This is a genomic window from Streptomyces sp. NPDC048411 (genome assembly GCF_040704695.1).
Classification (GTDB): domain Bacteria; phylum Actinomycetota; class Actinomycetes; order Streptomycetales; family Streptomycetaceae; genus Streptomyces.
On record NZ_JBEZKL010000209.1, the window covers coordinates 1 to 8316 of the forward strand.

At 68.8% G+C, this 8316-nt stretch carries 10 protein-coding genes and 1 pseudogene; 8 read left to right on the forward strand and 3 right to left on the reverse strand.

What is annotated here, in order from left to right; translation table 11 throughout:
* Positions 1–125 precede the first annotated feature (125 nt).
* The gene (locus AB0915_RS36785; protein ID WP_366695414.1) at positions 126–1454 is read right to left on the reverse strand and encodes a nicotinate phosphoribosyltransferase; all 1329 of its coding nucleotides are present in this window, start codon (positions 1452–1454) and stop codon (positions 126–128) included.
* A gap of 86 nt (positions 1455–1540) precedes the next feature.
* Here AB0915_RS36785 and clpS point away from each other — a divergent pair, with 86 nt between their 5' ends.
* From clpS to AB0915_RS36820, 7 genes are all read left to right on the forward strand, one after another.
* A complete protein-coding gene (clpS, locus tag AB0915_RS36790; protein ID WP_018555894.1) occupies positions 1541–1846 on the forward strand; it encodes an ATP-dependent Clp protease adapter ClpS in 306 nt (101 codons plus the stop codon).
* A gap of 42 nt (positions 1847–1888) precedes the next feature.
* Positions 1889–2470: a DUF2017 domain-containing protein gene (locus AB0915_RS36795; protein ID WP_366695417.1), complete on the forward strand. Its 582-nt coding sequence runs from the start codon at positions 1889–1891 to the stop codon at positions 2468–2470.
* Between the two features lie 508 nt (positions 2471–2978).
* Positions 2979–4421 (forward strand): amino acid permease, encoded by a 1443-nt coding sequence (locus AB0915_RS36800; protein WP_366695419.1) that lies wholly within the window; start codon positions 2979–2981, stop codon positions 4419–4421.
* Positions 4422–4497: 76 nt separating this feature from the next.
* Entirely contained in the window at positions 4498–4929 is a 432-nt protein-coding gene (locus tag AB0915_RS36805) for a M67 family metallopeptidase (protein ID WP_358857700.1), read from the forward strand.
* Positions 4930–5073: 144 nt separating this feature from the next.
* Entirely contained in the window at positions 5074–5199 is a 126-nt protein-coding gene (locus tag AB0915_RS36810; RefSeq protein WP_268250412.1) for a putative leader peptide, read from the forward strand.
* A 95-nt stretch (positions 5200–5294) separates the two neighbouring features.
* Positions 5295–5627: a MoaD/ThiS family protein gene (locus AB0915_RS36815; RefSeq protein ID WP_366695422.1), complete on the forward strand. Its 333-nt coding sequence runs from the start codon at positions 5295–5297 to the stop codon at positions 5625–5627.
* Positions 5627–6577 (forward strand): cysteine synthase, encoded by a 951-nt coding sequence (locus tag AB0915_RS36820; protein WP_366695424.1) that lies wholly within the window; start codon positions 5627–5629, stop codon positions 6575–6577. Before AB0915_RS36815 ends, AB0915_RS36820 begins: the two co-directional genes overlap by 1 nt.
* A gap of 91 nt (positions 6578–6668) precedes the next feature.
* Here AB0915_RS36820 and AB0915_RS36825 read toward each other — a convergent pair whose 3' ends face one another.
* On the reverse strand, positions 6669–7148 hold the full coding sequence (locus tag AB0915_RS36825; RefSeq protein ID WP_366695426.1) for a type II toxin-antitoxin system PemK/MazF family toxin: 480 nt from the start codon (positions 7146–7148) through the stop codon (positions 6669–6671).
* A gap of 222 nt (positions 7149–7370) precedes the next feature.
* Between AB0915_RS36825 and AB0915_RS36830 the strand changes: the two genes are divergently transcribed.
* Positions 7371–8123, forward strand: a complete 753-nt coding sequence (locus AB0915_RS36830) for an MBL fold metallo-hydrolase (protein WP_366695428.1) — start codon at positions 7371–7373, stop codon at positions 8121–8123.
* 129 nt (positions 8124–8252) lie between these two features.
* Here AB0915_RS36830 and AB0915_RS36835 read toward each other — a convergent pair.
* A pseudogene (locus AB0915_RS36835) lies at positions 8253–8316 on the reverse strand (hypothetical protein); the annotation flags it as partial.

Genomic DNA, 8316 nt, shown 5'->3' on the forward strand with positions numbered 1-8316 from the left:
CCCTCCTGGCCACCTGGACCGGCGCCTGCTCGATATGCGGCCAATCCGCACCGACACCAGAACCACACCACAGGACCTAACAAAGCCCTACTAGGGCCTGCGTCACCTTCCCTGCCGAGGCGCGTTCACACGAATTCCGTCGGAATCACCGGCTCCCCCTTGGACAGCTGGATCGCCGACATCGGCAGCCCCCGTCGCGCCGCTATATGCCGCTCCCGCGCCGTGTCCAGCGACTCGCGCGCGATCACCTCACCACCCCTGACCAGCTCGACCAGCAGCTGTCGGTCGGCCAGCCCGTCGGGCACCGGACCGGTGCCCACCACCTCGGCCTCGGCCACTCCGTTCTCGTCCAGCCGCCGCGCGGCCCACTTGCGACCGCCCATCGAGGACTTCGCCCCCAGCGACTTCTTCGCAACCGGCCGCAGCGGTTCCGCGGGATCGGCGGAGCTCGCCCGGGCGACCAGCTTGTAGACCATGGAGCAGGTCGGCTGCCCGCTGCCGGTGACCAGCTGCGTGCCCACGCCGTACGCGTCGACCGGGGCCACGGCCAGCGACGCGATCGCGTATTCGTCCAGGTCCGACGTCACCACGATCTTCGTCTCGGTGGCGCCCAGCTCGTCCAGCTGCTGCCGCACCCGGTGCGCCAGGAGCAGCAGGTCCCCGGAGTCGATCCGGACGGCCCCCAGCCCGGTCCCGGCGAACTCGACCGCCGAACGGACCGCCTCGGCGACGTCGTACGTGTCGACCAGCAGCGTCGTCTTCCGGCCCAGCGAGTCGACCTGCGCCCGGAACGCGTCGCGCTCGCTGTCGTGCAGCAGCGTGAACGCGTGCGCGCTCGTCCCGACCGTCGGGATGTGGTAGCGGAACCCGGCCGCCAGATCGGACGTCGCGTCGAAGCCGCCGATGTACGCGGCCCGCGCCGACGCCACCGCGGACAGTTCATGGGTGCGCCGTGCACCCATCTCGATCAGCCTGCGCCCGCCCGCCGCCGCCGACATCCGGGACGCCGCCGCGGCGACCGCCGAGTCGTGATTGAGGATCGACAGGATCACCGTCTCCAGCAGCACGCATTCGGCGAAGGAGCCCTCGACCCGCAGGATCGGCGAGCCCGGGAAGTACACCTCGCCCTCCGGGTAGCCCCAGACGTCGCCGCTGAAGCGGTAGTCCGCCAGCCAGGTCAGCGTCGGCCCGTCGACGATGTTCCGGTCGCGCAGGAAGGTGAGCATCTCGTCGTCGAAGTGGAAGTTCTCCACTGCGTCCAGGACGCGTCCGATGCCCGCGACGACGCCGTAGCGCCGCCCCTCGGGCAGTCGGCGGGTGAACGCCTCGAAGACCGAGTGCCGGTCGGCAGTGCCCGCCTTCAGTGCCGCCTGCACCATCGTGAGCTCGTACTGGTCGGTGAAGAGCGCTGTCGACGGCACACCGACCCGTCGCCCAAGGTCCGCAGAGTTCATGGCTCGGATGCTACCTTTATTTCGTCAGAGTGACGAGATCTAAGCCGTTTGTGCGATGCCCCCTCCCGGGTGGCAGCATGGGGTAGGTGAGTGTCGCCCCTGTAGAGATCGAGCGCCCCGAATCGGCCGAGGAGAACCTTGTCGTCCCCGAGCCCGACGTGCCCTGGGTGACGCTGGTCCACAACGACCCGGTCAACCTCATGAGCTATGTGACCTATGTCTTCCAGGCCTACTTCGGCTACTCCAAGGACAAGGCCCACAAGCTGATGCTCGACGTCCATCAGAAGGGCCGCGCCGTCGTCTCCAGCGGCAGCCGCGAGGAGATGGAGCGCGACGTCCAGGCCATGCACGGTTACGGGCTCTGGGCCACCCTGACCCAGGACCGCAACTAGCCTCCACCTCTGCCCCGCACGACCCACCATCGGAGATAACCCATGGCCGGCCACTTCGAGGCCACCCCCGGCGGCGGCGCGGCCGTCGCGCTCGACGAGGTGGAGATCGCGATCCTGCGCTCCCTCGCCGTCCAACTGCTGGAACTGATCGGACCCGGTGACGAACCGGCCGACGGTGAGGACCCGCTCGCCGCTCTGTTCGCCGAAGGGCCCAGCGAGCCGCCGACCGACCCGGCCCTGGCCCGCCTCTTCCCGGAGGCGTACGGCGACGAGGACAGCGAACTGCGCGCCGCGTCCGCCGAGTTCCGCCGCTTCACCGAGAACGACCTGCGCACCCGCAAGCGCGACGACGCGCTCACCGTCGTACGCACCCTCGACGCGCTCCCGTCCGGCGCGGAAGGCGCCGTCCTCGCGCTCAGCGCCGACGAATGCCGCAACTGGCTCGGCGCCCTCAACGACCTCCGCCTCACCATCGGCACCCGCCTGGACGTCTCCGACGAGGACGAGGGCGGTGAGGGCTCGCTCTACCGGCTGCCCGACAGCGACCCGCGCAAGCCGATGGTCATGGCCTACCTCTGGCTGGGTGCGCTCCAGGAGACGCTCGTCGAGACCCTGATGCCGTAGGGGACGTCCGGCGGATCAAGGCCGGGGCCGCCCACGCGCGCGGCGTCGCCCCAACGGGGGAGACCTCACTCCCGGCGTTGCCGAAACGCCCGTACGGCTCCGCTGTGCGCATGCTCCGGCGCCCCAGGACCGCCCCGTGGTGATGCACCGCACCGGGCGCCGCGACTCACCCGCCTTTCCTTGATCGGGTTTTACCTCCCTTTGGGGCCGGGCCGAGGTGTTCGCTCAACGGACACTCAAATCCGTATAACGATCCCATCACCTGAATGGCCTTTTTTGTGGCGGCTAGAAACTCTTGTCCGCTTTTTCCTGTGGCGTCCACCACACAATGTCCGATGGGCCACCGGTGGCTCCGTGATAAATCTTCACGACCACCCGGGGACGCCATCCCTGTTTCCGGGGGCGCTATCACCGGCGGACCGCCGGTCGCACTCCATCCATATCCGGGGGGATCAGGAACTGATCCGCAGCCGTTGGGCGCGGATCAGCGTGGAGAAAGGCGCAACACATGACATCGGCGCAGGTCGACAAGGGAAAAGGCGGCCCGCAGCAGGCAGCGGAAGCCGCAGATGCCACCTCCTCGGGCGAGGGCTACCAGCGCGCCCTCGGCGCCCGCCAGATCCAGATGATCGCGATCGGCGGGGCCATCGGAACCGGCCTCTTCCTCGGCGCGGGCAAAGCCATCGCCAAGGCGGGACCCAGCCTCATCCTGGCCTATGCCATCGCAGGCCTGGTGATCTTCTTCATCATGCGGGCCCTGGGTGAACTCCTCATGTACCGCCCGGTCTCGGGCTCATTCTCGGAGTACGCCCGCGAATTCGTCGGCCCCTTCGCAGGCTTTGTCACCGGCTGGACCTACTGGCTGTTCTGGGTCGTCACCGGAATCACCGAAGTCACCGCGGCAGCCCAGTACATGACATTCTGGTTCGACATTCCCCCATGGGTGTCCGCACTGATCTTCACGATCATCCTGTACGGCGTGAACCTGATCTCCGTGAAGCTCTTCGGGGAACTCGAATTCTGGTTCTCGATGGTCAAGGTCACCGCCATCGTCGGCATGATCCTCATCTGTGCCGGAATTCTCACCCTCGGCTTCTCCGACGCCGGCGACACCGCGTCCGTCACCCACCTGTGGGCCGACGGCGGCTTCTTCCCGCACGGCATCAAGGGCACCTTGATGACCCTGCAGATCGTGATGTTCGCCTTCCTCGCCGTCGAACTCGTCGGCGTCACCGCAGGTGAGTCCAAGGACCCGAAGACCGTCCTGCCCAAGGCCATCAACACCGTGCCGTGGCGCATCGCCGTCTTCTACGTCGGCGCCCTCATCATGATCCTCGCCGTCGTCCCGTGGACGGAATTCCAGCCCGGCATCTCGCCGTTCGTCGCCGCCTTCCAGAAGATGGGTCTGGGCATCGGCGCAGGCATCGTCAACTTCGTCGTCCTGACCGCGGCCCTCTCCTCCTGCAACTCCGGCATGTACTCCACCGGCCGCATGCTGCGCGACCTCGCGCTCAACGGACAGGGCCCGACGTTCTTCACCCGGCTGACCAAGAGCGGCACCCCGCTCGTCGGCACCACCTTCTCCGCCGCCCTCATGCTCGTCGGCGTCTGGATCAACTACCAGTGGCCCGGAGACGCCTTCACCTACGTCGTCTCCTTCGCCACCATCTCCGGCATGTGGGCCTGGATCATGATCCTCGTATGCCAGATCCGCTACCGCCGCCTGGCCGACCGCGGAGTGCTCCCGCAGTCCGCCTTCCGGGCCCCCGGCGCCCCGTACACCAGCGTCTTCGCCCTCGCCTTCATCGGCATGGTGATCGTGATGATGGGCATCGACAAGGACGCCAGGATCTCGCTGTACTGCGCCCCGCTCTGGGCCCTGATCCTCGGCGTCTCGTACCTGGTCCTCAAGGCCCGTAACCCCCAGAGCACGGCCTTCGCCAAGCGCTGACCCGACCGCCGTCCGGCATACGGACTCCCGCGTACCACTCCTCGGTACGCGGGGGCCGTCTGCTTATCCTGGCGCCATGCTGACCATCACCCAGGAGCTGTACGACCAGATCGTCGCGCACTCCCGCGCGGACCACCCCGACGAGGCGTGCGGCGTGGTCGCGGGCCCGGCCGGAACCGGCCGCGCCGAACGCTTCATCCCCATGCTCAACGCCGCCCGCTCGCCCACGTTCTACGAGTTCGACTCCGCGGACCTGCTGAAGCTCTACCGCGAGATGGACGACCGCGACGAGGAGCCGGTGATCGTCTACCACTCGCACACGGCGACCGAGGCGTACCCCTCGCGCACCGACATCACGTACGCCAATGAGCCCGGCGCCCACTACGTGCTCGTCTCCACCGCCGACGCCGACGACGCGGGCCCCTTCCAGTTCCGCTCGTACCGCATCGTGGACGGCGTGATCACCGAGGAGGACGTCAAGGTCGTCGAGGCGTACGAACCCGCCTGACCTCCAGCGGGCCGGGGCGAATTCCCGTCCCCGGCCCGCCGCGGCTCCCCGCCCCGCCCCCGACCGTCCACCAGGCGAACACTCGCCATCCATCAGATGAGATCACATGCCGGAGTCCGGACCGGGAATCGATACGATGAGCCCATGGTTCCCCATGACGTGAGCGACAAGACGCCGGGCATGCTGCTCGTCGCGCGCCTGCACGTCGACCTGTGCAGGCTCTCCAGCGCGATCTGTACGAGCCGCCTGCCCGCCGGCCGCAAGGCCTGAGCCGGGCCGCGGCCCCGAGCACCGTCCGGACACACCACCCCTGCGCGGGGGCAGAGCCGCGCGCCACCACTCCGCTTTCGACAGGAGCCCACGCCATGGCCATCGAGGTCCGCATCCCGACCATCCTCCGCACCTACACCGACGGCGCCAAGGCCGTCGACGGCACCGGAGAGACCCTCGCCGACCTCTTCACGGACCTCGACAGCCGCTACAACGGCATCCGTGAACGCATCGTCGACGGCGACCAGCTCCGTCGCTTCGTGAACGTCTACCTCAACGACGAGGACGTCCGCTTCCTCGACGGAATCTCCACCAAGCTCAGCGACGGCGACAGCGTCACCATCCTTCCGGCCGTCGCCGGAGGAGCAGCCGGGGCGAAGCCCCGTCCGGCCGGGGTGGCGGTCGGGCGACGGGCGGGCATGAACTGATGCGGTACGACAGCCCGCTCGCCGCGGTGGGCAACACCCCGCTCGTCCGCCTGCCGCGGCTGTCACCGTCGGACGACGTCCGCATCTGGGCCAAGCTGGAGGACCGCAACCCCACCGGCTCGATCAAGGACCGCCCCGCGCTCCACATGGTCGAACAGGCCGAGAAGGACGGCCGGTTGACCCCCGGCTGCACCATCCTGGAGCCCACCAGCGGCAACACCGGCATCTCGCTCGCCATGGCGGCCAAGCTCAAGGGCTACCGCATCGTCTGCGTCATGCCGGAGAACACCTCGCAGGAACGGCGCGACCTGCTCGCCATGTGGGGCGCCGAGATCATCTCCTCCCCGGCGGCCGGCGGCTCCAACACAGCCGTCCGCGTCGCCAAGGAACTGGCCGCCGAACACCCGGACTGGGTGATGCTCTACCAGTACGGCAACCCGGACAACGCGGGCGCCCACTACGCCACCACCGGTCCCGAAATCTTCGCCGACCTGCCCTCCATCACCCACTTCGTAGCGGGCCTCGGCACCACGGGCACGCTCATGGGTGTGGGCCGATACCTGCGCGAACAGAAGCCCGACATCAAGATCGTCGCCGCCGAGCCGCGCTACGACGACCTCGTCTACGGGCTCCGCAACCTCGACGAAGGCTTCGTCCCCGAGCTCTACGACGCCTCGGTCCTCACCACCCGCTTCTCCGTCGGCTCCGCAGACGCCGTCACCCGCACCCGCGAACTCCTCCAGCAGGAGGGCATCTTCGCCGGCGTCTCCACCGGCGCCGCACTCCACGCGGCGATCGGAGTCGGCACCAAGGCGGTCAAGGCGGGGGAGCCGGCCGACATCGTCTTCATCGTCGCCGACGGCGGCTGGAAGTACCTGTCGACGGGCGTCTACACGGCCCCCACGACGGAAGCGGCCATCAAAACGCTGCACGGCCAGCTCTGGGCGTAACCCCACATCGCTGTACGCCGTCCCGCCCTCGGCCGCCGGACCCGCTGGAATTCCAGCCCGTCCGGCGGCCGAGGACTTTTTTTCGACCCCGTCAGCCGATCCCGCGCACCCGCTCCCACACCGCCGGGTCCACCGTCCCCACCCGCCGCCGGAACCCCCGCACCGCCACATCCCGCAGCTCGTCCGTCTCCAGGAAACTCGCGCGCCCCTGCGCATCCCCCACCGAACCCGGCGGCAGCGCGATCACCCCGGGCCGCTCCTCGTGATGCTTGCTGGTGATCTTCGCGACGAGCGCCGCACCGCCCCGCACCGACAGCACCAGACAGGGCCGGTCCTTCGCCCCAGGCCCGTCCTCGTACGGAACCTCCGCCCACCAGATCTCACCCGGTCGCGGATCCCGCTCCGGCCCGCCCCGCGGCCCTTCCCGCCTGCCCGGCGGACGCGTCTGTTGCGCAGAACGCCCACCAGGGCGCTGACGCCCCCGCCCGAGCCGCCCCCGCCCGTCGGCAATCGCGGCAATGAGAGCGAGCAGTACGACCACGGCCAGAGCAGGCCACCAGGACATGTCCATGCCCCGACGGTACCGGCGCCCCTGCCGGCCCGCTCCCCGCACCCTCCCTCCGCGCCCGCCCTCCGCACCCTCCTTCCGCGCCCGCTTCCATCGAACCGGTGACAGAGCAGGTGAGTTCGCCCACAACGGCAGGCCCCAGAGGAGCGACCAGGTGTTCCGCGCCTTACGCTCAACAAATCGCACGAACCCTCCCCGTTCCCACGTCTCGGAGGTTCACGCTCCATGAAGCTCACCGTCGTCGGCTGCTCCGGCTCGTTCCCGTCCACGGGTTCGGCATGTTCGAGCTACCTCGTAGAGGCCGACGGCTTCAGGCTGCTCCTCGACATGGGCAACGGCGCCCTCGGCGAGTTGCAGCGCCACGTCGGTCTCTATGACCTCGACGCCATCTTCCTCAGCCATCTCCATGTCGATCACTGCATTGACATGTGCGCGTACTTCGTCGTCCGCTACTACCGGCACGACGGCGGACGTCCCGCGTCCATCCCGGTCTACGGCCCCGACGGCACCGAACAGCGACTGACCACCGCCCACGCCGACACCCCGTCCGACCGGTCCATGGGCGAGGTCTTCGACTTCCACACGCTGAAGCCCGGCTCGTTCGACATCGGCCCCTTCTCGGTCCGTACGGAGAAGGTCTGCCACCCCGTCGACGCCTTCGGTATCCGCATCGAGCACGGCGGTCGCACCCTCACGTACTCCGGCGACACCGGCGTCTGCGAGGCACTGGACGAACTCGCCGAGGGCGCCGATCTGTTCCTCTGCGAAGCATCGTTCGTCTACGGCAAGGAAGACATCCCGGACCTCCACCTCAACGGCCGCGAAGCAGGCGAGACCGCCGCACGCGCGAAGGTGGGACGGCTCGTCCTCACTCACATCCCGCCGTGGACGGACGCGGACCGCAACCTGGCCGACGCCCGCACGATCTACCACGGACCGGCGGAGCTGGCGGTTCCGGGCGCGGTCTACGAGATCTAGTGCCGCGGCAGGCAACGTTCGCCCCGTCGCGACGCCCGGCACGCCCTCTCGCCGCACCGGCCGGAAGCCCAAGTACGGTCCAGTACGAGGGCTTCCGGCCGCCTTGTCGTACGTGAACGTCGCCTTCTCACCCAGCGGCGTGGTCACCGACGTTCGGTTCCCGGCCGTGTCGTAGCCATAGGTGGTGACCTTG